At 71.5% G+C, this 22,124-nt stretch carries 23 protein-coding genes; 18 read left to right on the top strand and 5 right to left on the bottom strand.

The genetic code is table 11. The annotated features are described in order from the left end of the window. The first annotated feature begins 6 nt into the window (after positions 1 to 6). Genes LX88_RS24255 through LX88_RS24245 form a run of 3 tightly spaced genes read left to right on the top strand, consistent with a single transcriptional unit; the run spans position 7 to position 4,347 of the window. Complete coding sequence (locus LX88_RS24255) at positions 7 to 1,587, top strand: glucoamylase family protein (RefSeq protein ID WP_258950105.1); 1,581 nt, start codon at positions 7 to 9, stop codon at positions 1,585 to 1,587. Between the two features lie 17 nt (positions 1,588 to 1,604). After that, the gene (locus tag LX88_RS24250) at positions 1,605 to 3,431 is read left to right on the top strand and encodes a glycoside hydrolase family 3 protein (RefSeq protein WP_258950104.1); all 1,827 of its coding nucleotides are present in this window, start codon (positions 1,605 to 1,607) and stop codon (positions 3,429 to 3,431) included. Positions 3,432 to 3,483: 52 nt separating this feature from the next. Continuing rightward, entirely contained in the window at positions 3,484 to 4,347 is an 864-nt protein-coding gene (locus LX88_RS24245; protein ID WP_258950103.1) for a glycosyltransferase family 9 protein, read from the top strand. Here the strand turns inward: LX88_RS24245 and LX88_RS24240 are convergent. Continuing rightward, entirely contained in the window at positions 4,319 to 5,656 is a 1,338-nt protein-coding gene (locus LX88_RS24240) for an aldehyde dehydrogenase family protein (protein WP_258950102.1), read from the bottom strand. The genes LX88_RS24245 and LX88_RS24240 overlap by 29 nt on opposite strands. A gap of 44 nt (positions 5,657 to 5,700) precedes the next feature. On the opposite strand from LX88_RS24240, the gene LX88_RS24235 reads away from it, so the two are divergent. The 9 genes from LX88_RS24235 to LX88_RS24195 all read left to right on the top strand — a co-directional run bounded on the left by LX88_RS24235 (position 5,701) and on the right by LX88_RS24195 (position 12,742). Continuing rightward, the gene (locus LX88_RS24235) at positions 5,701 to 6,096 is read left to right on the top strand and encodes a ChaB family protein (RefSeq protein ID WP_258950101.1); all 396 of its coding nucleotides are present in this window, start codon (positions 5,701 to 5,703) and stop codon (positions 6,094 to 6,096) included. A gap of 99 nt (positions 6,097 to 6,195) precedes the next feature. Continuing rightward, a complete protein-coding gene (locus LX88_RS24230) occupies positions 6,196 to 6,711 on the top strand; it encodes a D-glycero-alpha-D-manno-heptose-1,7-bisphosphate 7-phosphatase (protein WP_258950100.1) in 516 nt (171 codons plus the stop codon). Beyond that, entirely contained in the window at positions 6,708 to 7,706 is a 999-nt protein-coding gene (locus LX88_RS24225) for a glycosyltransferase family 9 protein (RefSeq protein WP_258950099.1), read from the top strand. Before LX88_RS24230 ends, LX88_RS24225 begins: the two co-directional genes overlap by 4 nt. Continuing rightward, positions 7,703 to 8,563 (top strand): glycosyltransferase, encoded by an 861-nt coding sequence (locus tag LX88_RS24220; protein WP_258950098.1) that lies wholly within the window; start codon positions 7,703 to 7,705, stop codon positions 8,561 to 8,563. The genes LX88_RS24225 and LX88_RS24220 overlap by 4 nt, the downstream gene beginning before the upstream one ends. A 46-nt stretch (positions 8,564 to 8,609) precedes the next feature. Beyond that, complete coding sequence (locus LX88_RS24215; protein WP_258950097.1) at positions 8,610 to 9,185, top strand: D-sedoheptulose-7-phosphate isomerase; 576 nt, start codon at positions 8,610 to 8,612, stop codon at positions 9,183 to 9,185. After that, the gene (rfaE2, locus tag LX88_RS24210; protein WP_258950096.1) at positions 9,182 to 10,462 is read left to right on the top strand and encodes a D-glycero-beta-D-manno-heptose 1-phosphate adenylyltransferase; all 1,281 of its coding nucleotides are present in this window, start codon (positions 9,182 to 9,184) and stop codon (positions 10,460 to 10,462) included. The genes LX88_RS24215 and rfaE2 overlap by 4 nt, the downstream gene beginning before the upstream one ends. Beyond that, positions 10,462 to 11,142, top strand: coding sequence for an SDR family oxidoreductase (locus tag LX88_RS24205; RefSeq protein WP_258950095.1), 681 nt, complete (start codon positions 10,462 to 10,464; stop codon positions 11,140 to 11,142). The genes rfaE2 and LX88_RS24205 overlap by 1 nt, the downstream gene beginning before the upstream one ends. A gap of 118 nt (positions 11,143 to 11,260) precedes the next feature. Beyond that, a complete protein-coding gene (locus LX88_RS24200) occupies positions 11,261 to 11,971 on the top strand; it encodes an ANTAR domain-containing protein (protein ID WP_258950094.1) in 711 nt (236 codons plus the stop codon). 45 nt (positions 11,972 to 12,016) lie between these two features. Beyond that, positions 12,017 to 12,742 carry a GAF domain-containing protein gene (locus LX88_RS24195; RefSeq protein WP_258950093.1) on the top strand — a complete coding sequence of 242 codons (726 nt, stop codon included), beginning with the start codon at positions 12,017 to 12,019 and terminating at the stop codon, positions 12,740 to 12,742. Here the strand turns inward: LX88_RS24195 and LX88_RS24190 are convergent. Beyond that, complete coding sequence (locus LX88_RS24190) at positions 12,739 to 12,987, bottom strand: hypothetical protein (protein WP_258950092.1); 249 nt, start codon at positions 12,985 to 12,987, stop codon at positions 12,739 to 12,741. The genes LX88_RS24195 and LX88_RS24190 overlap by 4 nt on opposite strands. A 143-nt stretch (positions 12,988 to 13,130) precedes the next feature. On the opposite strand from LX88_RS24190, the gene LX88_RS24185 reads away from it, so the two are divergent. From LX88_RS24185 to LX88_RS24160, 6 genes are all read left to right on the top strand, one after another. Next, positions 13,131 to 14,036 carry an NAD-dependent epimerase/dehydratase family protein gene (locus tag LX88_RS24185; protein ID WP_258950091.1) on the top strand — a complete coding sequence of 302 codons (906 nt, stop codon included), beginning with the start codon at positions 13,131 to 13,133 and terminating at the stop codon, positions 14,034 to 14,036. After that, positions 14,036 to 15,631 carry a carbamoyltransferase family protein gene (locus LX88_RS24180; protein ID WP_258950090.1) on the top strand — a complete coding sequence of 532 codons (1,596 nt, stop codon included), beginning with the start codon at positions 14,036 to 14,038 and terminating at the stop codon, positions 15,629 to 15,631. Before LX88_RS24185 ends, LX88_RS24180 begins: the two co-directional genes overlap by 1 nt. After that, a complete protein-coding gene (locus LX88_RS24175) occupies positions 15,628 to 16,605 on the top strand; it encodes a glycosyltransferase family 2 protein (protein WP_307790901.1) in 978 nt (325 codons plus the stop codon). The genes LX88_RS24180 and LX88_RS24175 overlap by 4 nt, the downstream gene beginning before the upstream one ends. Continuing rightward, a complete protein-coding gene (locus tag LX88_RS24170) occupies positions 16,563 to 17,756 on the top strand; it encodes a UDP-glucose dehydrogenase family protein (protein ID WP_258950089.1) in 1,194 nt (397 codons plus the stop codon). Before LX88_RS24175 ends, LX88_RS24170 begins: the two co-directional genes overlap by 43 nt. Before the next feature lie 182 nt (positions 17,757 to 17,938). Beyond that, positions 17,939 to 19,132 (top strand): glycosyltransferase, encoded by a 1,194-nt coding sequence (locus LX88_RS24165; RefSeq protein WP_258950088.1) that lies wholly within the window; start codon positions 17,939 to 17,941, stop codon positions 19,130 to 19,132. A gap of 45 nt (positions 19,133 to 19,177) precedes the next feature. Beyond that, positions 19,178 to 20,269 (top strand): Rv2629 family ribosome hibernation factor, encoded by a 1,092-nt coding sequence (locus tag LX88_RS24160; RefSeq protein ID WP_258950087.1) that lies wholly within the window; start codon positions 19,178 to 19,180, stop codon positions 20,267 to 20,269. 6 nt (positions 20,270 to 20,275) lie between these two features. Here the strand turns inward: LX88_RS24160 and LX88_RS24155 are convergent, their stop codons facing one another. The 3 genes from LX88_RS24155 to LX88_RS24145 form a co-directional block, all read right to left on the bottom strand. After that, the gene (locus tag LX88_RS24155) at positions 20,276 to 20,449 is read right to left on the bottom strand and encodes a hypothetical protein (protein WP_258950086.1); all 174 of its coding nucleotides are present in this window, start codon (positions 20,447 to 20,449) and stop codon (positions 20,276 to 20,278) included. Between the two features lie 65 nt (positions 20,450 to 20,514). Further along, the gene (locus tag LX88_RS24150) at positions 20,515 to 21,504 is read right to left on the bottom strand and encodes an inorganic phosphate transporter (protein WP_258950085.1); all 990 of its coding nucleotides are present in this window, start codon (positions 21,502 to 21,504) and stop codon (positions 20,515 to 20,517) included. After that, positions 21,504 to 22,124 (bottom strand): DUF47 domain-containing protein, encoded by a 621-nt coding sequence (locus LX88_RS24145; protein ID WP_258950084.1) that lies wholly within the window; start codon positions 22,122 to 22,124, stop codon positions 21,504 to 21,506. The genes LX88_RS24150 and LX88_RS24145 overlap by 1 nt, the downstream gene beginning before the upstream one ends.

Raw genomic sequence — 22,124 nt, 5'->3', positions numbered from 1 at the left:
ACTCACATGACATCGCCAGCCAGGATCAGCCGCCGAACCCTGCTCGCCGCGAGCGCGGCCTCCCTCGCCGTTCCCGCCCCGGCCGTCGCCGCACCCGGGCACGCCGACCCCGTCCGGATCCGCGGATGGGCCCGCGACACCTGGCGCAGCCTCGTCGCCATGACCCCGGCGACCACGGGACTGCCCGCCGACAACATCCCCGAGTCGCTCGCCCCGGCCGACCGCTCCGGCTACACCTCGCCGACGAACATCGGCGGCTACCTGTGGTCGACGGTCGTGGCCCGCGAACTCGGCTTCATCACGCAGGGGGAGGCGTCCGCCCGGCTCGTCCGCACGCTGTCCACAGTGGAGCGGATGGAGCACCACACCGCGAGCGGCATGTACTTCAACTGGTACGACGAGGCGACCGGGAAGGCGTTGCGGGCCTGGCCCGGTACCGGCGCGACGGTCCACCCGTTCTGCTCCAGCGTGGACAACGGCTGGCTCGGCGCGGCACTGCTCGTCGTGGCGGAGTCCGACCGCGCCGCGGCGGGTCCGGCGCGGCGGATCTTCGCCCGGATGCGGTGGGACGCCTTCTACAACCCCGGCGACGACCCCGCGCACCCCGTGCGGCCGGGTGGCCTGGTCCACGGCGGGTTCTTCCCGTTCGACCACGACCGGCCGGGCGGGGTGTACCAGGGCACGCACATCGGCGGCGACCCCGTGTGGCTGACCACGCACCACTACGACACTACGGTGTCCGAGACGCGCATCACCAGCTACCTCGGCATCATCACCGGCCAGATCCCGCCGAAGCAGTACTTCGCGATGTGGCGGACCCTGCCGGCCTCGTGCGACTGGTCGTGGCACGAGACGCAGCCGGTGGGGGAGAACCGGACCTACTACGGCGTCGACGTCTTCGAGGGCGCCTACACCTACCGCGGCATGCGGATCGTGCCGGGCTGGGGCGGCTCGATGTTCGAGGAGCTCATGCCGGACGTGTTCGTGCCCGAGGCGAAGTGGGCGCCGCGGTCGTGGGGCCGCAACCACCCGCTGCACGTCCGCGCGCAACGCGAACACGGGCTGCTTGAGGCGAAGTACGGGTTCTGGGGCTTCAGCCCGTCCAGCAACCCGGCCGGCGGCTACCGCGAGTACGGCGTCGACGCGCTCGGCATGGGACCCGGCGGCGAGCCGGGGAACCCCGCCAGCGGCTACTTCTCCGACCAGGAGATGACGAACTACGACGCGGGCTTCGGCACGTGCCGCCCGGCCACCGCGCCGACACCGGTCTTCGGCGACGGCGTGGTCACCCCGCACGCGGCGTTCCTGGCGATGATGCACGAACGCGACGAGGCGTACACGAACCTGGTGAAGATCCAGGAGGACCTCCGCGCCTACGGGACGGGCGGGTTCTTCGACGCGGTCGCCGTGCGGTCGGGCACGATCGCGCGCCGCTACCTCTCGCTGGACCAGGCGATGGTCATGGGAGCGATCGGGAACGTGCTGTGCCGCGACGTGATCCGCAGGGCGTTCTCGACACCGGCGGTCGAACGCGCACTGCGCCCGGTGATCGGTGTCGAGGAGTTCGGCGCGAGCCGAGTCCGATGAGTGGTGGAGGTAGTGGCATGCGGCCGGTTCGGCTGATCTCCGAGGACGGTGCCGAGTACCGCGACCTCAACGGCAACGGCGTCATGGACCCCTTCGAGGATCCGCGGCTGCCCGTGGCCCACCGGGTCGAGGACCTGCTGGGCCGTCTCTCGCTGGAGGAGAAGGCGGGCCTGCTGTTCCACACCGTCATCGAGGCGGGTGCGGACGGCACGGTGAAGGAGGCCCCCGGCGACATCAGCAAGTCGCCGACGAGCGTGGTGGTGACGCGGAAACACCTGTCGCACTTCAACGTGCACGCGTTGCACGACGCACGGATGGCGGCGCGCTGGTACAACAACCTCCAGCTCATCGCCGAGAGCACGCCGCACGGCATCCCGGTGACCATCTCCACCGACCCGCGGCACGCGTTCCTCGAGAACGCCGGGGTGTCGTTCAGCGCCAAGGCGTTCTCCCAGTGGCCCGAGTCGCTGGGACTCGCCGCGCTGCGCGACCCGGCCCTGGTGGAACGGTTCGCCGACATCGCGCGCCAGGAGTACGTCGCGGCCGGCATCCGCTGCGCGCTGCACCCGGCGATCGACCTGGCCACCGAACCGCGCTGGGCCAGGCAGGCGGGCACGTTCGGCCAGGACAGCGCCCTGACGGCGGACCTGGCCGTGGCGTACGTGCGCGGCTTCCAGGGCCCGGCACTGGGACGGGAGTCGGTAGCCTGCACCAGCAAGCACTTCCCCGGCGGGGGCCCGCAGAAGGACGGCGAGGACGCGCACTTCCCGTACGGGCGCGAGCAGGTCTACCCCGGCGGCCGGTTCGCCGACCACCTCGCTCCCTTCCGCGCCGTCGTCGAGGCGGGCACCGCGGCCGTGATGCCGTACTACGGCATGCCGATCGGGCTGGAGGTGGACGGCGAGCCGATCGCGGAGGTCGGGTTCGGCTACAACCGCCAGGTGGTCACCGGGATGCTGCGCGAGGGCCTCGGTTTCGACGGCGTGGTGCTCACCGACTGGGAACTCGTCATGGACAACCACGTGGGCGACAAGGTTCTCCCCGCCCGTGCCTGGGGCGTCGAACACCTCGACGCGCACGGCCGGATGGAGCTGATCCTCGAGGCGGGTGCCGACCAGTTCGGCGGCGAGGAATGCGTCGACGTGCTGCTGGAACTGGTGGCGCAGGGACGCGTGAGCGAGGCCCGCATCGACGAGTCGGCCCGCAGGCTCCTCGCCGTGAAGTTCCGCCTGGGCCTCTTCGACGACCCGTTCGTGGACGAGGACCGCGCGGCGGAGACCGTGGGCCGGAAGGACTTCCGCGACGAGGGCCACGCAGCGCAGGCCCGGTCGGTCACCGTCCTGCAGGCGGGGGAGGACACGGCCCGGTTGCTACTGGCGCCCGGCCTCAAGCTCTACGTGGAGAACGTTTCACCCGAGGTCGCCGCACGTCTGGGAACCGTGGTCGCCACACCGGAAGAGGCGGACGTCGCGCTGGTGCGGCTGATGGCGCCGTTCGAGCCGCGGTCGGACCTGTTCCTGGAATCGTGGTTCCACCAGGGCTCGCTGGAGTTCCCGCCGGGCCTCGCCGCGCGCCTGGCCCGGATCTCCGCGGCCTGCCCGCTGGTCGTGGACGTGACGCTGGACCGCGCCGCGGTGCTGACACCGTTGCTCCCGGTCGTGTCGACGCTGGTGGTCAGCTACGGCACCACCGACGAGGCCCTGGCCGACGCGCTGTCGGGGGTCGTCAAACCGGAGGGCAGGCTGCCGTTCGACCTGCCGCGCTCCATGGAACAGGTGCGGCGGCATCCCGAGGACGTCGCGGGGTACGAGGACCCGCTCTTCCCGTTCGGGCACGGGTTGTAGGCGCGGGTGTATCCGGGCGCACGGCGGGTATGCGTCGCCGGGAGGTACATCGATGCGAATCCTGGTGTTGCGGGCACTCGGACTGGGCGACCTGCTCGCCGCGGTGCCCGCACTGCGCGGGCTGCGCCGCGCGTACCCCGATGCCGAGATCACGCTCGCGGCGCCCGCCTGGCTGGCCGACGCGGTAGTGAGGATCGACGCGGTCGACCGGCTGCTGCCGACCGACGGCCTCACGCACATCGAGTACGACAGCCCTGATCTCGCCGTCAACCTGCACGGCCGCGGACCGCAGAGCGTCGAGCGGCTGAGGGCCACGCGGCCCCGGCAGCTGATCACATACGACGAGTGGCCGGAGGACCGGCACGAGGTGCTGAGGTGGTGCGATCTGCTGGAACGGCACGGAATTCCGTGCGACGCCGACGATCTGCGGCTGCCTGCGGCCGGAGCGCGAACCGAGCGGATCGTGGTCCACCCAGGAGCGAGCCATGGCGCGCGCAGGTGGCCGGTGGAGCGGTTCGCGGCGGTGGTCGGGGAACTGGACGGCCACGACGTCGTGGTGACGGCCAGTCCGCCCGAGCTCGAAGCGGCTCGCCGGGTCGTGCCCGAACCCGTGTGCGGCAGCCTCGCCCAGCTGCTCGACCTCGTCGCCACGGCCGGACTCGTGATCTGCGGTGACACCGGGGTGGCGCACGTCGCGACGGCCTACGGCACGCCGTCCGTCCTGCTGTTCGGCCCGATGTCACCGAGCCTGTGGGGTCCGCGCTCTGGGCCGCACCACGTGCTGTGGCACGGCGGAACGGGCGACACGTTCGCCTCCGAGCCGGACCCCGGTCTGCTGCGGATCACCGTGGACGAGGTCCTGGCCGCGGTCAGGAACTTCCGGCTGGTCACGGCAGGCCGAGGTGCACGACCTTGACGGTGGTCATCTCGTCGAGCAGTTCGGGCCCGTAGCCGAACCCCGTGCCGGACGCGCCACGAGGCTGAGCCGCGCCACCGGGAGCGCCACCGAACACGGCGTTCACCTTCACCGTCCCGACCGGCAGCGCACGCCAGGCCTTCTGCGCGTGCTCCATCGACCGGGTCAGCACCGTCGCCGCCAGGCCGTACTCGCCGGAGCACGCCTCGCGCAGGCCTTCGTCGAACGACGGCACCACGCAGATCGGCGCCACCGGGCCGAACGTCTCCTCGCGCATGATCCGCATGCTCGGCGTGCAGCCGGTGAGCACGGTCGCCGGGTAGAACGCGCCGGGTCCGGCCGGGATCTCGCCGCCGGTCAGCGCTCGCGCGCCGGCTTCGAGCGCTTCGGCGACCTGGGCGTGCACGAACTCGCGATGCCTGTTGTCCACCAACGGTTGTGCGCCGGCCGTCCACTCCTTCGCCTTCGCGCACAGCGCTTCGATGAACGCCTCGGAGACGGCCTCGTGCACGTAGATCCGTTCCACCGACGTGCAGAGCTGGCCCGCGTTGGTGAACGCCCCGAGCGCCGCCTGCTCGGCCGCCCGCTCCGGATCGACGTCCGCGTCGACGAGCAACGGATCGTTGCCCCCGTTCTCCAGCAACAACTTCGCCCGCGACGCCTGCGCGATGTCACGGCCCGTCTTCGTGCTGCCGACGTGCGCGACGACGTCGACGTCTTCGCGCACGAGCTGCGCGCCCGTCGTTCCGTCACCGATCAACGTCCGCAGCACGTCCTCCGGGAAGTGGGGCCGCAGCACCGTGTCGAGCAGCATGCCGGTGTGCGGGCAGCGTTCACTCGGCTTGTGCAGCACGGCGTTCCCCGTGACCAGCGCCGCGCCGAGCAGTCCGCACGCGACGGCAACAGGGTCGTTCCACGGCGTGAGCGCCACGACGACACCGCGCGGTTCCGGAACCATGAAGTCCACGGCCGAACCGAGCAGCGACCGTCCGCGGTGGACCGGGCCGAGCTCGGCGTACTGCTCCAGCGTGGACGCGCCCGCGAGCACGCCCTCCCGTGCCGACGCGAACGGCCTGCCCGTCTCGGTCTGCACCACGGTCGCCAGGTCGCCGGCCCGCAACCGGAGGTCCGCGGCGGCCGCCCTCACCGCCGCACCGCGTTCGTCCGCGGGCGTGGCGGCCCAGGCGGTCTGCGCTTTCCTGGCGGCCGCCACCGCTGTCGTCGTCTCGGTTTCGGACGCGGCCGGGAGCCAGCCGACCAGCTGACCGTCGAGTGGGCTGTGGACGTCGATGGCGTGGGTGGCGGTCATGCGAGACGGGTACCCGGACGTCCCGGTCGAAACATGGAGGAAGCATGCCCGGACGAGAGGAACTCCCCAGCACCCTGGCGCGCTCGTCGCGGAAGGCGCAACGCACCTGGATCAAGGCCCACGACGCGGCCGTGGAGACCTACGGAGAGGGCGAACGTGCACACCGCACGGCGTTCTCCGCGCTGAAGCACTCGTTCGAGAAGGTCGGCGACCACTGGGAAGCGAAGGACGAGAAAGGACCGTCCGACCCCCAGGCGGCGAGGAGCACGCCGGCGCAGGGCGAGACCGCCGGTGGGGTGGACGCGAACGCGAGCAAGGAACACCTCTACGACGTCGCGAGGCGGCTGAAGATCGACGGCCGGTCCCGGATGAGCAAGAACGAGCTGGTCGACGCGATCGCCAAGGCGAACGAACGGGCGACGGCGGCCGCCCGTTCGTGAGGACCGTCATCACCGCGGGCAACACATCCTCACTCGGCGTGTCGGGAATCGCTTCTCTGAGTAGCGTTTCAAGCCGTTTTTCTCGGCTAAATCTCCTCTATGGATCGGACCATCGAGGCGGTGCTCTTCGACCGCGACGGCACGCTCGTCCGTGATGTGCCGTACAACGGCGACCCGGCTCGAGTGGAGCTGATGCCCGGCGCTCGCGAAGCGGTCAGGGACCTGCGCGCACGCGGTGTGCGCACCGGAGTGGTGAGCAACCAGTCCGGAATCGGCAGGGGACTGCTGACCGAGGACCAGGTGCGCGCGGTCAACGCCCGCGTCGAGGAGCTGCTCGGGCCGTTCGGCACGTGGCAGATCTGCCCGCACCACCCGGACGACGGCTGCGCGTGCCGCAAACCCGCCCCCGGCCTGGTGCTCAGGGCCTGCGAGGCGCTCGGCGTGAGGCCGGATCGCACGGTGGTCGTGGGAGACATCGAGGCCGACGTGGTGGCCGCGCGCAACGCGGGCGCGACGTCCGTGCTGGTCCCCACCGAGGTGACCCGGCCGGACGAGGTCGAACGCGCGCCGCGCACCGCCGCGGACCTGCGCGCCGCGATGGAGATGATCCTGTGAGGACGTTGGTGGCGCGGCTGGACAGTGACGGCGACGTCCTGCTCGCGGGTCCGGCGATCCGCGCGGCGGCCGCGTCCGGTGAGGTCGTCCTGCTGTGCGGGCCCGGCGGAGTGCGGGCGGCCGGACTGCTGCCCGGCGTGAACCGGATCGTCGAGTGGGAGTGCCCGTGGATCGTCTACCCGGCGCCCGAGGTCCGGCCGATCGACATCGAGGCCGTGGTCGCACTGGTGCACGGCATCCGGGCCGACGTGGCGCTGGTGCTGACGTCGTTCCACCAGAGCCCGTTGCCACTGGCCCTGCTGCTGCGGCTCGCCGGGGTGCCGAAGGTCGTGGCGCGCTCGACCGACTACCCCGGTTCGCTGCTGGACGTGCGGCTGACCGGCGATCCGGACGTGCCCGAGGCCGAACGGGCGTTGCAGGTCGCGCGCGCGGCCGGGTTCGAGCTGCCGCCGGGAGACGACGGCGGGCTTGCCGTGCTCGACCCGCCCAGAGCCGAACTGGTGCACGAGGAACTGAGCCACCCGTACGTGGTGGTGCACCCAGGTGCGACGGCGCCCGCCCGCACCTGGTCGCCCGACCGGTGGGCGAAGGCCGTGGTCGCGTTGAACGCGGCGGGGCATCGCGTGGTCGTGACCGGCGGACCGGCGGAAACCGGCCTGACCGGGCACGTCGCCGGCGCGTGCGGGACCGATCTGGGCGGGCGCACCACCTTCCGCGAGCTGAGCGGCGTGCTGGCCGGTGCCGAGGCGGTCGTCGTCGGCAACACCGGCCCCGCCCACCTCGCGGTCGCGGTCGGCACACCGGTCGTGTCGTTGTTCGCACCCGTCGTGCCCGCCGCCCGATGGGCACCGCACGGAAGGCATGTCCTGCTCGGCGACCAGCACGCGCCGTGCCGCGACAGCCGTGCCCGCAACTGTCCAGTACCCGGCCACCCCTGCCTCGACCTCGTGGAACCCGCCGAGGTCGTCGCGGCCGTCGCGGAGGTGACCCGATGAGGATCCTGCTCTGGCACGTGCACGGTTCCTGGACGAACTCCTTCGTCCAGGGCGACCACGACTACCTGATCGTCGGTCCTCCCGACGGCATCGGTCTCGCCGGGCGTCCCTGGCGTGCGACCGAGACACCTCTGTCCGAAGTGGACGCCGACATCGCGGTGGTGCAACGGCCGGAGGAAATGGACCGGGTACCGCGCGGAATCCCGGTGGTGTACCTGGAACACAACACGCCGAGCGCGCCGGGGCAGAAGCACCCGATGGCGGACTGGGACGGGATCCTGGTGCACGTCACGCACTTCAACGACCTGATGTGGGACTGCGGGTCCACCCGGACGGTCGTCGTCGAGCACGGCGTGGCCGACCCCGGCCCGCTCTACACCGGCGAGCTCGCCCGCGCGGCGGCGGTCGTCAACGACCCCGTCCGGCGCGGCCGGATCGTCGGCACCGACCTGCTGCCGCGGTTCGACCCGATCGACGTGTTCGGCATGAACACCGAGCCGATCGGTGGTCTGGGCGACCACGACCTCGGCTCGCTGCACCGGGAACTGGCTCGCCGGCGCGTGTACGTGCACCCGGTGCGCTGGACCTCGCTGGGGCTGTCGCTCATCGAGGCGATGCACATCGGCATGCCGGTCGTGGCGCTCGCGTGCACCGAGGTGGTGCGCGCCGTGCCCGAGGAGGCCGGCACGGTCTCCACGGACGTGGAGGAACTGGTGCGCGCGGCGAGGGAACTGATCGAGGATCCCGCGCTCGCGCACGAAAAGGGGAAGAGGGCGCGCGAGTTCGCGTTGGCCCGGTACGGACTCGATGCGTTCCTGCGGAGCTGGGACGACGTGGTGGAGGAGGTGGCCGGATGAGGCTCGCGATGGTCTCCGAGCATGCCAGCCAGTTGGCGGTGGCGCGATGAGCGTCGAGAAGCACCTGAACGGACTGGCAGGCACGCTGACCGCCCTGCGGGCCCAGGCGCCGCGGCTCACCCGCTGGGGTGCCGCGCTCGCCGGCAGGCTCACCGAGGGCGGCAGGCTGCTCGCCGCGGGCAACGGCGGGTCCGCCGCCGAGGCGCAGCACCTGACCGCCGAGCTCGTCGGCCGGTACCGGCACGACCGCGCGCCGTTCTCGGCGCTGGCGCTGTGCTCCGAGACGTCGAGCGTCACCGCGATCGCCAACGACTACGGCTACGACCAGGTTTTCGCCCGGCAGATCCTTGCCCACGCGCGTCCACGGGACATCGTCGTGCTGCTGTCGACCAGCGGCCGCAGCGCGAACCTGCTGGAGGCCGCCCGCGCGGCCAGGAAGGTGGGGGCGCAGGTCTGGGCGTTCACCGGCCCGGCGCCGAACCCGCTGGCCGAGCTGGCGGACGAGGTCCTGGACCTGCCCGGCGACCCGTGTCACGTGCAGGAGGCGCAGCTCGTCGCGGTCCACGCCCTCTGCGAGGCCTTCGAGGCCGCCTTGCCCGCGACCCTGCGGAGGGTCTCATGAAGCTGGTGGTCGTCGGCGACTCGCTGCTGGACGTCGACGTGGAGGGCACGGCTGAGCGGCTGTGCCCGGACGCGCCCGCTCCCGTCCTCGACGTGTCCGCCGAACGCGCCAGGCCGGGAGGTGCCGCGCTCGCGGCGACGATGGCGTCGCGCGACGGCGTGGACGTGACGCTGGTCAGCGCGCTGGCCGACGACGAGGACGGGCACCGGATCCGTTCACTGCTGGACGTACCCGGGGTGTTCGGGCCCTCGGCCGCGCGCACGTCGGTGAAGACGCGCCTGCGCTGCGGTGGGACCTCGTTGGCGCGCATGGACCGCGGTGGCGGCCCTGCGGAGCCCAAGGCCACCGACGACATGCTCGACGCGGTGCTGTCCGCGGACTTCGTGCTGGCGTCCGACTACGGCCGCGGGCTTCTCCGCGACGAACGCCTGCGGTCGGTGCTCACCCGCGTTCCCGTGGTGTGGGACCCGCACCCCCGTGGTCCCGCGCCGGTGCCCGGTGCCCGGCTGGTCACTCCGAACCTCGCCGAGGCCACGGCGTTCAGCGGCCACGCCGACCCGTTCGAGGCGGCGGAGGAGTTGTTGTCGCGGTGGCGTGCGCGTGCGGTGGTGGTGACGAAGGGCTCCGGTGGTGCGTTGCTCCACTGTGGAGGGACGCCCGTCGCGGTGCCCGCGCCGAAGGTGTCCGTGCTGGACCCTTGCGGTGCGGGGGACAGGTTCGCGGTGACGGCGGCGGCGCGGCTGGCCGCGGGTGCCACACCTGACGAGGCCGTGGCGGACGCCGTTGTCTCGGCCGCGCGGTTCCTGGCCGACGGCGGTGTCTCGGGAATGGCCGGTGCGGCCATGTCCACTGTGGACGCCGTACGTGCTCGTGGCGGTGTCGTGGTGGCCACGGGCGGGTGCTTCGACGTGCTGCACGCCGGTCATGTCCGCATGCTGCGGGCGGCACGGGAGCTCGGCGACTGCCTCGTGGTGTGTCTCAACTCCGACGCGTCGGTGAGCAGGCTGAAAGGGCCGGAGCGCCCGGTGAACCGGCAGGCCGACCGCGTGGAGGTGTTGCGCGCGCTGGGCTGCGTGGACGAGGTGGTGGTGTTCCCCGAGGACACACCGGAACGCGTGCTGCGCGACCTGCGTCCGGACGTGTGGGTGAAGGGCGGTGACTACACCGCCGAGCTGTTGCCGGAGACGGCTGTGGTGCGGCACTGGGGCGGCCGGACGGTCGTCGTCCCGTACCACCGCGGCCGTTCGACGACCGAGATCCTGTCGAGGAGGGCTTGATGCTGGGTGCTGTGCTGGTGACCGGAGGCGCGTCCGGACTGGGTGCGGCGGTGGTCGACGCCGTGCACGAGGCGGGCGGGCGGCCACTCGTGCTGGACAAGGCGGCGCCGTCGGCGCCGCACGTGGCCGACTTCGAGTCGGTCGACCTGTCGGACACCGACGCCGCCGAACGGGCCGTGCGGGACCTGGTCTCCCGCAACGGCGACCTGAGCGCCGTGGTGACCGCCGCGGGCGTGGACAGGTGCGGACGTCTCGACGAGGTGCCCACGGCGGAGTGGGAACACGTCGTGCGGGTGAACCTGTTCGGCACGGTCGCGGTCGTGCGCGCCGCGCTGCCGTACCTGGAGAACGGCCGGGTGGTGACCATCGCGTCCACCCTCGGGTTGCGCGCGGTCAGTGACGCCACGGCGTACTGCGCGTCGAAGTTCGGCGTCGTCGGCTTCACCCGCGCCCTGGCGGCCGAGACGGCCGGCCGGACCGGCGTGACGCTGGTCGTTCCCGGCGGGATGCGCACCCACTTCTTCGACGACCGCGACGAGCAGTACAAGCCGTCGGACACGGCGAAGCTGAACCCGCCGGACCGGGTGGCGGCCGCGATCATGTTCGCGCTGAGCCAGCCGGCGGGGTGTGAGGTGCGCGAACTCGTCGTGGCCCACGCGGAGGAACCGTCCTGGCCGTAGGCCGGATGCGGCCCCGCTCAGCCGGTCGTGGTGCGGAGGAGCCGTGATCCGGTCTAGGTTCGTACCCTGACGTCGGATCGGGTGGGGCTGACCGCGCGACCGCTGGGCAAGAGGACGGGTGTTGGACGGGCAGCGTCGGGAACGGCTCACGCGGGCGGTGGAGGAGTTCATCGCCGAGGCTTCCGGGCGCGCGGGTCTGGCACAGGCGTTGTGCGCCGCGTGCCTGCACGTCCTGCCCGGTGTGGACGGCGCGGCGCTGACGTTGCGCGGCAGTGCGCGCGCCGAGGAGATGGTCGGCGCGAGCGACGAGTGGGCGGCCCGGCTGGAGGAGATCCAGTACACGCTGGGCGAGGGACCGGGCGTGGCGGCGTTCCAGGAGGCCGCGCCGGTGCTGGTGGCGGACCTCGGCGCGGACGGCGTGCGCTGGCCGGGTTTCGACGCGGCGGCCTCGGCGGAGGGCCTGGCGGCGATGTTCGCGTTCCCGCTGCAGGTCGGCGGCATCAGGCTCGGCACGCTCGACCTGTACCGCCGCCGTCCCGGTGGCCTGACCGCGGCGGGGGTCGCCGACGCGGCGGTCCTGGCCGACCTGGCGACCTACGCGTTGCTGGAGCAGAACGACTCCGCGGACGAGGACGACCAGCTGCGGATGACCTTGTCGTACCAGGACGTGAACATGGCGACCGGGATGCTGGCCGCGAAGTTGAAGATCAGTCTGGAGGACGCGTTCGCCCGGTTGCGCGCGCACGCGTTCTCGTCTGGCCGGTCGGTGCTGGACGTGGCGCGTGACCTGCTGGAGCGCCGCATCCCGCTGGACCGGCTGGCGGACTGAGCTGTGTCGCGAGCAGCGGGCGGTGGCGGGTCGTATGCTGCGGGTGTGCCCCGTGCCCAGGAACAGATCGCCATCACGCTGAGCGAGCTCACGGCGAGTCTGGTCGGCTGTCACGACGCCGAGTCGGTCCTGCGCCTGGTCACCGCCGCGTGCGAGAGCCTGCTGTCGGCGTCGGCGATCGGGGTGATGCTGGTCGATCCGCGGGGTGGGCTGAGCGTCGTGTCGGCCTCCGACGAACAGGCCCGGTTCCTCGAACTGCTGCAGAGCCAGATCGACGAAGGTCCGTGCGTGGACTGCGTGCGTCACGACGCGATGATCGCCTCCCCGGACCTGCGGGACGAGCCTGGCCGCTGGCCGGCGTTCACCCAGGCCGCGCTCGATGCCGGGTTCCGCGCGGTGCACGCCGTGCCGATGCGTCTCTCCGGGGATGCGGTCGGTGGCCTGAACGTGTTCTACGCCGCTGTCACGCCGTGGGAGGAGTGGCAGCAGCGGCTCGGGCAGGTGCTGGCCGATCTGGCGGTGCTGGGCCTGTCGCAGGACGACGACCCGGCGCGCACGCATCGGCTGGCCGAGAAGACGCTGACCACGCTCAACGACCGCGTGATGCTCGCGCACGCCATCGGCATGGTCGCCGGCGCCCTCGACATCGGCACGGACGAGGCCCGCCGCCTCATCTTCGGCTACGCCGCCACGCAGGGGAGCCCGGTCCGCGACGTGGCCCGCCGCCTCACCGGCGGAAACCTCGAAGCTGCGGAGTTGGCGCGGGTCTAGTCGTCCCAATCGGGGTCCGTGCGCCGCTCGGCCGCGGCGTCCACGACCGCGTTGACCCGCTCGACCTCCGCCTCGCGTTCGGCGTCGCTGCGCCGGTCGCAGAACCGCTCCAGCACGTCGTCCTGGTCACCGCTCCAGACCTGCACGACGCCGATGGCTTCGTGCAGGGCCGCTCGTCTCGTGATCGCTTCGACGAGGCGTTGCGCCGCGGCGGCGTCGCCGGGACCGCGGCTGGAGGAGGTCATGCCCCCAGCCTCCTCCTCATCACGGGGAATGGCGACCCTGCGGCTCGCCGGCGACACGATCCGTTGCGGTGAAGCGGAGATCAGCAAGTCCCCTACTTTTCCGGGAGCGGTGTAGGGAGCGTTTCGCCGGGTAGCTCATTTCCATGGCAGAGCGCGCTGTGGTGACCGGAGGAGCGGGCTTTCTCGGCTCGCACCTATGCGACGCCCTGGTGGAGCGGGGCATGCGGGTGACCTGTGTGGACGACTTCAGCACGGGAGAGCCCGCGAACGTGCCGCCCGCCGTCGACCTCGTGCACGCCGACGTGCGGGAACCGCTCCGGTTACCGCCCAGCGAGCTGGTGCTGCACTTCGCGTGCCCCGCGTCGCCGCCGGCCTATCTGGCGTCACCCGTCGGCACGCTCGAGACGGGCGGATTCGGCACGCACCACGTGCTGGAGGAGGCCAGACGGCTCGGTGCGCGGGTCGTCGTCGCCTCCACCAGCGAGGTGTACGGCGATCCGCTGGAGCACCCGCAGCGGGAGACCTACTGGGGCAACGTCAACCCGATCGGGCCGCGCAGCGTGTACGACGAGGCCAAGCGGTTCGGCGAGGCGCTCGCGTTCGCGTTCCGGCGGGAGCACGGGCTCGACGTCGGCGTGGTCAGGATCTTCAACACCTACGGGCCGCGGATGAAGTCGAGTGACGGCCGCATGTTGCCCACGTTCTTCGCGCAGGCGCGCAAGAACGAACCGCTGACCGTGCACGGTGACGGCACGCAGACGCGGTCGCTCTGCTACGTGTCCGATCTCGTGCGCGGCGTGCTGGCCATGGCGGACAGCGGCGAGGCCGGTCCCGTCAACCTCGGCAACCCCGAGGAGGTCACGGTGCTGGAGGTTGCCAAGCAGGTCATCGAGGTGACCGGCAGCGACTCCGAGATCGTGCACGTCGGCGCGATGACCGACGACCCCCGGCGACGCAGGCCGGACGTCACCAGAGCGCGGGAGCTGCTCGGCTGGGAGCCCCAGATCCCGCTGGAACGAGGACTACGACTCATGGCGAGGGAGACGTGATGCGGGTTCTGGGCATCAACGCGATTTTTCACGACCCCGCGGCCGCCCTCGTGATCGACGGGCACACGGTCGCGGCCGCCGAGGAGGAACGGTTCTCCCGGCGCAAGCACGGCAAGCGGCCGGTGCCGTTCTCGGCTTGGGAGCTGCCGGAGATGGCGGCCAGGTGGTGCCTGGAGAAGGCCGGGCTCACGCCGGCCGACCTCGACGCCGTCGCGTACTCCTACGATCCGGCGCTCGCGGAGGACGGCACCGCGCCGTGGGAGGAACTGCGCACCAACTACGCCCGGCGGGCCCCCCAGTTCCTGGCCACCGCGTTGCCCGGCCTGGACCCGGAGATCGTGCGGTTCGTGCCGCACCACGCCGCGCACGCGGCCTCGACCGGGCTCGCGGCACCGTTCGGCGGCAACTGCGCCGTGCTGGTGGCGGACGGGCGCGGCGAGTGCGGCTCCTACCTGGCCGGGCGGTATGACGACCAGCAGCTGGTCAAGCTCGCCGAGCAACGGCTGCCGCACTCGCTCGGCCTGCTCTACGAAGACCTGACCGAGCACCTCGGTTTCCTGCGGTCCAGCGACGAGTACAAGGTCATGGCACTCGCCTCGCACGCCGAGCCGGTGCACCTGGACCTCATGCGCGAGCACATCAGGACCACCGATGACGGTGGGTTCCAGATCGTGCCGATCGAGTGGAACACCCTGGCCAAGCCGCCGGACGGCGAACTGCTGCAGGAACACGCCGAGCTCGCCGCCAGCGTGCAGCGCAGGCTGGAGGAGGTGCTGCTGGAGCTCACCACGTGGCTGCACGAGCAGACGGGTGAACGCAGGCTCGCCATGGCGGGCGGGGTGGCGCTGAACTGCGTCGCGAACACGCGCATCTTCGCCGAGGGACCGTTCGACGAGGTGTGGGTGCAGCCCGCGGCCGGCGACTCGGGCACCGCCCTCGGGGCCGCGCTGCACGTGGCGTCGGGTGAGCCGCTGGCGCCGATGCCCGGCGCGGACCTCGGCCGCAGCTGGAGCGACGACGAGATCGAGCAGGTGCTGAAGACGGCGAAGGTCGTCTACGAGAAGCCGGCGGACCTGGCCGCGGTGGTGGCGCGGGCGCTGGCGGACGACAAGATCATCGCCTGGTTCCAGGGGCGGTCGGAGTACGGGCCACGCGCGCTGGGCCGCCGGTCGCTGCTCGCGAACCCCTGTCACGCGGCGAACCTGGAGCGGATGAACGACGTGAAGGGCCGCGAGCAGTTCCGGCCGATCGCGCCGATGGTGCTGCAGAGCCGGGCGCACGAGTTGTTCGAGCGCGGACCGGTTCCCAGTCCCTACATGCTCTTCGTCCACGACGTCCGTCCTGAGTGGAGGGACCGCATCCCGGCCGTGGTGCACGTGGACGGCACCGCCCGCGCGCAGACCGTGGCGGACGACCCGTTGCTGGAACGGGTGCTGGAGGAGTTCGACCGCCGCACCGGTGTGCCGGTCGTGGTCAACACCAGCCTCAACACGGCCGGGCGGCCCATGGTCGACTCCCCGCGGGACGCGCTGGAGTGCTTCGGTTCCTCGCCCATCGACCTGCTCGCGATCGGCCCGTTCGTGGTGCGGCGATGACCGGCTACACCGTCGTCATCCCCACGGTCGGCCGCGAGAGCCTCGACGTCGTGATGGACGCGATCCGGCACGGCGAGGGACCGCCGCCGGACGAGATCATCGTGGTGTACGACCGGTTCGGCCGCGGACCGGCGGCCGCGCGCAACTCCGGGTGGCGGCGGGCCACCAGCGAGTGGGTGGTCTTCCTCGACGACGACGTGGTGCCGCCGCCGGACTGGAAACGCCGGCTCGTCCAGGACCTCACGGCGGTCGGCGACGACGTGGCGGCCAGCCAGGCGCGCATCGAGGTGCCGCTGCCGCCGGACCGCAGGCCCACCGACTGGGAACGCAACACCTCCGGGCTCGCCGGCGCGAAGTGGATCACCGCGGACATGGCCTACCGGCGGTCCGTGCTGCTGGAGACCGGCGGGTTCGACGAGCGTTTTCCCAGGGCCTACCGGGAGGACGCCGACCTCGCGTTGCGGGTGATCGACCTCGGGTACCGCGTCGTGTCCGGGGACCGGGTGACCACCCATCCCGTGCGCCGCACCGGTTTCTTCACCAGCGTCAAGCAGCAGCGCGGGAACGCCGACGACGCGTTGATGCGCAAGCTGCACGGTCCTCAGTGGCGGGAGAAGATCGGCGGTCATCGCGGCAGGTTGCGCGAACACGCGCTCACCACCGGTCTCGGGGTCGCATCCGTCCTCTGTGGACTTATTGGTAGGAGGCGTGCCGCGGCCGTCGCGGCACTCGGTTGGGCCGCCATGACCACGCGGTTCGCGGTGCAACGCATCGCGCCGGGGCCGCGTACGGCGCCGGAGGTCGTGCGGATGATCGTGACGAGTGCCGTCATCCCGCCGGCCGCCTGCGTGCATCGAGCCCGCGGCGAGCTCCAGGTGCGGATGGCCCAGAACGAGCAGGCCGGGGCACGAGACATGTCGGGAGGGCGAACGTGCATCGAATCGGTGTCGTTGGCGCAGGGTACGTCGGCCTGACCACGGCGGCCTGCCTGGCGCACCTCGGCCACGACGTCGTCTGCGCGGACGTGGACGAGGCCAAGGTCGAGCGGTTGCGGCGCAACGAGGTCGACCTGGTCGAACCGGGGCTCGCGGAGCTGCTGGAACAGCACGACATCGAGTTCACCACGGCGTTTCCGCGTGACGTGGACTTCTTGTTCGTGTGCGTTCCCACGCCGTCGGGTGAGCACGGTGAAGCCGATCTCACCGCTGTGCACGACGTCGTCGCACAGGTGCCGGAGAACACCGTGCTGGTGCTGAAGTCGACGGTTCCCGTCGGCACCGCGCGGGACATCGCGCACCAGCCGACGGTGTCGAACCCGGAGTTCCTGCGGGAGGGCCACGCGGTCGAGGACTTCCTGCGGCCGCAACGAGTCGTGGTCGGTTCGGCCGACCAGGACGCGGCGAGACGAGTCGCCGCGCTCTACGGCGACGTGCCGGTCGTGCTGACCGACAACACCACGGCCGAGCTGGTCAAGTACGCCTGCAACAGCTTCCTCGCGGTGAAGCTGTCCTTCGTCAACACCCTCGCCGAGCTGTGCGAGCACGTCGGCGCGGACATCGACGGCGTCACCGAGGGAATGCGCCTGGACGAACGCATCGGCGCCGCGTTCCTGCGGCCCGGTCCCGGCTGGGGAGGCTCCTGCCTGCCCAAGGACACCCGCGCGCTGCTCAGCACGGCAAGCGACCAGAACGTCGAGTTCGCGACCGTGCGCGCCGCCGTCGACACGAACGACCACCAGGTCCGCCGCATCGCGCAGATGATCGAGGGCGACCGGATCGGGTTGCTCGGCCTCACGTTCAAGGCGGGCACCAACGACCTGCGCGACTCGCCGGCGCTCGCGATAGCGCGCCTGCTGGAAGGGGAGGTCAGCGCCTACGACCCGGCGATCAGGCACGACGTCGACGGCATCACCGTCGTCGGCACACCGGAGGAGCTGGCGGACGGCCGCGACGTGCTGGTGGTGCTCACCGAGTGGCCGGAGTTCGCCGAGCTGGACTGGCCCGCGCTCGCGGACCGGATGACGACCCCGGTGCTCGTCGACACCCGAGGCGTCGTTCCCGCCGACAAGGTGCGGGAAGCGGGCTTCCGGTTGCTCAGCGTGGGCCACCCGGACGGGCGGCGTTGACGTCGGGCGCACGGGATGCGGTGACACCGAGTAGCGCTTCGGTGAGTGGTGTTTCGAAGCGTTTTCCGGGGATAAATCTCCTCTGTGGACCGGACTTCCGCCGCAGGGCACCTCGATCGTGATGACGCGATGCAGATGCCGATGTCGCGGTCGGCGACCGGCTGTACGACGGAGGTGAAGGCATGAGGATCGCGATGGTGTCCGAGCACGCCAGCCCACTGGCGGTGCTGGGCGGGGTCGACGCCGGTGGGCAGAACGTGCACGTGGCCGCGTTGTCGGAGGCGTTGGTGGCGCGGGGACACGAGGTCGTGGTCTACACACGACGTGACGACGGTGAGCTCCCCGATCGGGTGCGCACGAACGCCGGTTACGAGGTGGTGCACGTGCCCGCCGGGCCTGCGGAGCACGTGCCCAAGGACGAACTCCTGCCGTTCATGGGGGAGTTCGCCCGCTTTCTGGCCGCGGACTGGCGTGCCGCGCCGCCTGACGTCGTGCACGCGCACTTCTGGATGTCCGGCTTCGCCGCGGCGATGGCGGCGCGCGACGTCGAAGTGCCGGTGGTGCAGACCTTCCACGCTCTCGGCACCGTGAAACGCCGCCACCAGAGTGAAGCGGACACCAGCCCTCCACAGCGGATCGCGATCGAGCGGATGATCGGCAAGAAGGCCGATCTGATCGCCGCCACGTGCGACGACGAGGTGAACGAGCTGGTGCGGATGGGAATCCGCCGCACGCGCACCGCCGTCGTGCCGTGCGGCGTCGACCCGGAGCTGTTCTACCCGGCCGCGGCCTCTCCGCGCCCGCGGCGGATCGTGTCGGTCGGCAGGCTGGTGCCGCGCAAGGGTTTCGAGGACCTGATCACCGCGCTGCAGATGGTGCCGGACGCCGAGCTGGTGATCGCCGGAGGACCGCCCGCGCACAAGCTGCGGTCGGATCCGGAGGCGCAGCGGTTGCTCGCACACGCGGAAGCCCTCGGGGTGCGTGACCGCGTCAGGCTGGCAGGCCAGGTGGCGCGCCAGGACATGCCGGACTTCCTGCGCTCGGCCGAAGTCGTCGCCTGCGTGCCGTGGTACGAACCGTTCGGCATCGTGCCGCTGGAGGCGATGGCGTGCGGCCTGCCGGTGATCGCCTCGGCGGTCGGCGGGCTCCTCGACACCGTGGTGGACGGCGTCACCGGGAAGCTGGTGCCGCCACGAGACCCGAAACGGCTCGCGAAGGAACTGCGGGTGCTGCTCGCGGACGGCTCCCGGCGCCACGTCTACGGCACCGCCGGTGCCGACCGGGTCTCCGCCTGCTACACCTGGAACGAGGTCGCGCGCAGGACCGAACACCTGTACCTGCGCGTCGTCCGGCAGTCGCTGGCGATGGTGCGATGACCGCCGTGTAGACGTCTTTTCACCGGGAACACCGGTTGCATGGACATGTCGAAGTTGCGAGACGTAGCCACAGCGCCCGGTCCGTTCGCATCGGTCTACCTCGACGCGTCGCACGACACCGAGGACGCGGCCGAGATCGCTGATCTGCGCTGGCGGGGTCTGCGGAACCAGTTGGCGGACCAGGGCACACCGGAGAAGACACTGGCCGCGCTGGACAGGGCGGTGTCCGCGGCCGAGCCTCCGGCCGGCAAGGCCGGGCGCGTGCTGATCGCGTCGGGTGCATCCGTGTTGGTGGACCAGACGCTGCCGGTGCCGCCGCCCGCCGACGTCACCCGCTACTCGTCGCTGCCGGACCTGCTGCCGCTCGCGTCCTACCTGCCGCCGCCGGTGCCGCACGTCGTCGTGGTCGCCGACTCGTCCGGCGCCGACCTGCACTCGTTCGACGGACAGGTCGAACTGGTGCAGTCCGTTCGCGGCAGGCAGCACCCGCTGCACAAGACCGGTGGCGGCGGGTGGGCCCACAAGCGGATGCAGCAGCGCGTGGAGGACACCGTCAAGCACAACGCGAAGCAGGTCGCCGAAGAGGTCGAACGTCTGGTCGGCGAGGTACGGGCCGAACTCGTCGTCCTCGGCGGCGAGGTGCAGGCGCGCACCGCGGTGCGCCACGAGCTCGGGCTCGACGACGACCTGGTCGTGGAGGTCGAAGGAACAGGACTGGCCGATGGCACGGACGACGACGAGTTCGGCAGGACCGTGCGTGCGCTGGTCGCACAACGTCAGCAGCAGCGCGACGCCGAGGTCGTCGAGCGGTTCCGCGCCGAACTCGGCAGGGACGGGCTCGCCGTCGAAGGACTCGAGCGGGTCGCGGACGCGCTGCGCCAGGCCAACGTGGACACGCTCGTCGTCAACGCCGGCGTGCTCGCGGACCAGCTGGTGTGGACGAGTGACCGGCCTGATCAGGTCGGTGCCGACGAGGCCGCCGTGCGCGAGTTCGCCGGCGAACCGGTCGCCGTCGGGCGCAACCGCGCGGACGACGCGTTGACGCGCGCGGCGGCCGTGACGGGCGCCAACATCGTTGCCGGCGACGACATCGAGGTGCTGCAGGGCGTCGGGGCGATCCTGCGCCACCGCCCGTAGTCGTTGTCAGACGAGGAACGTCCCGCTGTCCATTGTGGAAGAACAGCGGTTGCGCAGGTTCCGCGAGTCGCTGCCGCCGCCGATCATGGCCCGGTAGGCGACCACGGCGTTCTTCCACGCCCAGAACGCGGTGGCGTCGCCGGCGGCTGCCTGCTCGCGCAGTTGCACCAGCAGGTCCACCACCTCGTTCTCGCAGCCGGTCGTCGGCCCTCGTCATCGCACGCTCCTGGCCGAAGCTTCGACGGTCACACGAGCGCCACCACGCCGTACGCGGCGGCGGCGACGACGGCCGAGGCCGGCAGGGTGAGGACCCAGCCCTTGGCGATGTCCGCGGCCACCGACCACCGCACCGCGGAACGGCGGGTGGTCGCCCCCACGCCCATCACGGCGGAGGTGATCACGTGCGTGGTGGAGATCGGGGCGTGGAAGACGAACGCGGTCAGGTACAGCACCGAGGACGCCGACAGTTCGGCGGCGAAGCCGTGCGGCGGCGTCAGGTGGAAGATGCGCCTGCCCAGCGTCCGCATGATGCGCAGGCCGCCCGAGTAGGTGCCCAGTGCCAGCGCCAGCGCGCACGCCACGATCACCCACAGCGGCACGGAGTAGCTGTCCTGGTGTCCGCTGACCACCAGGGCCAGCACGATGACGCCCATGCTCTTCTGGGCGTCCTGCAAGCCGTGGCCCAGTGCGAGGCTCGCCGCGGAGAACACCTGCGCCCGGCGCATCAGACGGCCGGCGCGGTGCGCGTTGGCGTTGCGGAACCCCCACATGATCGCGGTCATCACCACGTAGCCGAGCAGCAGGCCGACGACGGGGGAGACCACCATCGGGATGACGACCTTCTCCAGCACGCCGGTCCAGTGCACCGTGGTCGCGGACGCCAGCGCGGCGCCGACCAGGCCGCCCACCAGCGCGTGGGAGGACGAGGAGGGCAGACCGAAGTACCAGGTGAGGAGGTTCCACACGATCGCGCCCACCAGTGCCGCGGTGACCACGTGCAGCGCGTCGTCGCCGACCGGGGTGTCGATGAGTCCCGAGGCGATGGTGACCGCGACGCCGGTGCCGAGCAACGCGCCGATCAGGTTCATCACCGCCGCCAGGGCGAGCGCCGCGCGCAGGCTCAGCGCGCGGGTGGACACCGCGCTCGCGATGGCGTTGGCGGCGTCGTGGAAGCCGTTGGTGAAGTCGAAGGCGAGCGCGAGCACCACGACGAGCACCAGCCCGGCGGTGAGCATCAGGACTCCTTGACCGCGATCGAGTGCACCGCGTCCGCCACGTGCTCGAACGCGTCGGCCGCGGCCTCCAGTTCGTCGACGACGTCCTTGAGCTTCATGACCTCGAGGGCGTCGCGCTCACCGTTGAACAGTTCCGACAGCAGCCGCCGGTAGACCTGGTCGGCCTCGTTCTCCAGGCGGTTCACCTGGACCCAGAAGTCGGTCAGCCGCTGCGGCTCGGCCAGGCGCGGCATCGCCTCCGCGGTGAGCCGGGCGGCCTGGCACAGCAGGTCCACCAGCGTGTCGACCCCCGCGGGCAGCACGCCCACGCGGTAGAGGGTCGCCAGGTCGACCGCGGCGTCCATGTGGTCGACCACGTCGTCCAGCCTGGACGTGAGGCGGTAGATGTCCTCGCGGTCGAACGGCGTCACGAACGACCGGTCGAGGTGTTCGATGATCGCGTGGGTGGCGTCGTCACCGACGTTCTCCAGCGCGTGCATCCGTTCCGCGAGTTCGGGGCGCCGGTCGACGGGTGCGCTCACGAACTCGCGCAGCACCTCCACGCTGGCACCGATGTTCGCCCCGATCTCGGCGAACAGCTCGAAGAACCTCGCCCCCGTCGGTTTGCGGCTGATGCGCAA

It is taken from the genome of Lentzea californiensis (assembly GCF_024648825.1).
GTDB lineage: Bacteria > Actinomycetota > Actinomycetes > Mycobacteriales > Pseudonocardiaceae > Lentzea > Lentzea californiensis.
The sequence above is the reverse complement of the archived record's forward strand: the minus strand, read 5'-3'. Positions and strand labels throughout refer to the sequence as shown.

Coding starts and splice junctions, on each gene's coding strand:
- rfaE2 (WP_258950096.1), top strand. CDS start 9,182: ATGAAGCTGGTGGTCGTCGGCGACTCGCTGCTGGACGTCGACGTGGAG.
- LX88_RS24230 (WP_258950100.1), top strand. CDS start 6,196: ATGGATCGGACCATCGAGGCGGTGCTCTTCGACCGCGACGGCACGCTC.
- LX88_RS24190 (WP_258950092.1), bottom strand. CDS start 12,987: ATGACCTCCTCCAGCCGCGGTCCCGGCGACGCCGCCGCGGCGCAACGC.
- LX88_RS24165 (WP_258950088.1), top strand. CDS start 17,939: ATGAGGATCGCGATGGTGTCCGAGCACGCCAGCCCACTGGCGGTGCTG.
- LX88_RS24255 (WP_258950105.1), top strand. CDS start 7: ATGACATCGCCAGCCAGGATCAGCCGCCGAACCCTGCTCGCCGCGAGC.
- LX88_RS24160 (WP_258950087.1), top strand. CDS start 19,178: ATGTCGAAGTTGCGAGACGTAGCCACAGCGCCCGGTCCGTTCGCATCG.
- LX88_RS24240 (WP_258950102.1), bottom strand. CDS start 5,656: ATGACCGCCACCCACGCCATCGACGTCCACAGCCCACTCGACGGTCAG.
- LX88_RS24215 (WP_258950097.1), top strand. CDS start 8,610: ATGAGCGTCGAGAAGCACCTGAACGGACTGGCAGGCACGCTGACCGCC.
- LX88_RS24205 (WP_258950095.1), top strand. CDS start 10,462: ATGCTGGGTGCTGTGCTGGTGACCGGAGGCGCGTCCGGACTGGGTGCG.
- LX88_RS24235 (WP_258950101.1), top strand. CDS start 5,701: ATGCCCGGACGAGAGGAACTCCCCAGCACCCTGGCGCGCTCGTCGCGG.
- LX88_RS24245 (WP_258950103.1), top strand. CDS start 3,484: ATGCGAATCCTGGTGTTGCGGGCACTCGGACTGGGCGACCTGCTCGCC.
- LX88_RS24185 (WP_258950091.1), top strand. CDS start 13,131: ATGGCAGAGCGCGCTGTGGTGACCGGAGGAGCGGGCTTTCTCGGCTCG.
- LX88_RS24220 (WP_258950098.1), top strand. CDS start 7,703: ATGAGGATCCTGCTCTGGCACGTGCACGGTTCCTGGACGAACTCCTTC.
- LX88_RS24175 (WP_307790901.1), top strand. CDS start 15,628: ATGACCGGCTACACCGTCGTCATCCCCACGGTCGGCCGCGAGAGCCTC.
- LX88_RS24250 (WP_258950104.1), top strand. CDS start 1,605: ATGCGGCCGGTTCGGCTGATCTCCGAGGACGGTGCCGAGTACCGCGAC.
- LX88_RS24150 (WP_258950085.1), bottom strand. CDS start 21,504: ATGCTCACCGCCGGGCTGGTGCTCGTCGTGGTGCTCGCGCTCGCCTTC.
- LX88_RS24180 (WP_258950090.1), top strand. CDS start 14,036: ATGCGGGTTCTGGGCATCAACGCGATTTTTCACGACCCCGCGGCCGCC.